This window comes from Enterobacter cloacae complex sp. P13B (assembly GCF_014895915.1).
Taxonomy (GTDB): domain Bacteria; phylum Pseudomonadota; class Gammaproteobacteria; order Enterobacterales; family Enterobacteriaceae; genus Enterobacter; species Enterobacter bugandensis.
The window spans coordinates 1-385 of record NZ_JADBQN010000076.1; the positions used below are offsets into that span (position 1 = coordinate 1).

Below are 385 nucleotides of genomic sequence, written 5' to 3' on the forward strand. Positions count from 1 at the left end.
CCCCACAGCGCATAGGCCACGGACAGATCGATACCTTTGACCGCCTGTGACAGGGCGCTGAACGCCCCCAGCACTGCGGCAATCGACATCAGGCCATAAACCTTACGGCGAAAACCGTCAGAGAATTTCAGCAGAACGTTCGCCAGAATTTCCAGCACGATGGCGAAGCCCAGCCAGGCCGCATGAACCCATTCAAACTGTTGCATGGTTCTGCTCCTTCTGCTGTTTTGTCGGTTTACGGGTACCTGATTTAATCAGCACGATACCCGCGACCAGCGTCGTTAACCCGGCGACCTTCATTGTTGTTAATGTTTCGTCGAATATCAGAACGCTGAACAGCGTAATCAATAAAATACCGATCCCTTCCCACAGCGCATAGGCCACA

The 385-nt window shown here is 53.0% G+C and carries 2 protein-coding genes; both read right to left on the minus strand.

Annotation, left to right across the window (positions count from 1 at the left end):
* Positions 1–206, minus strand: a 206-nt coding sequence (mdtI, locus tag IM273_RS21805; RefSeq protein WP_193055624.1) for a multidrug/spermidine efflux SMR transporter subunit MdtI, incomplete at its 3' end; no start/stop codon positions are given.
* Positions 193–385 (minus strand): SMR family transporter (locus tag IM273_RS21810; RefSeq protein WP_239006674.1); only part of this gene is annotated, 193 nt, incomplete at its 5' end. The genes IM273_RS21810 and mdtI, both read right to left, overlap by 14 nt.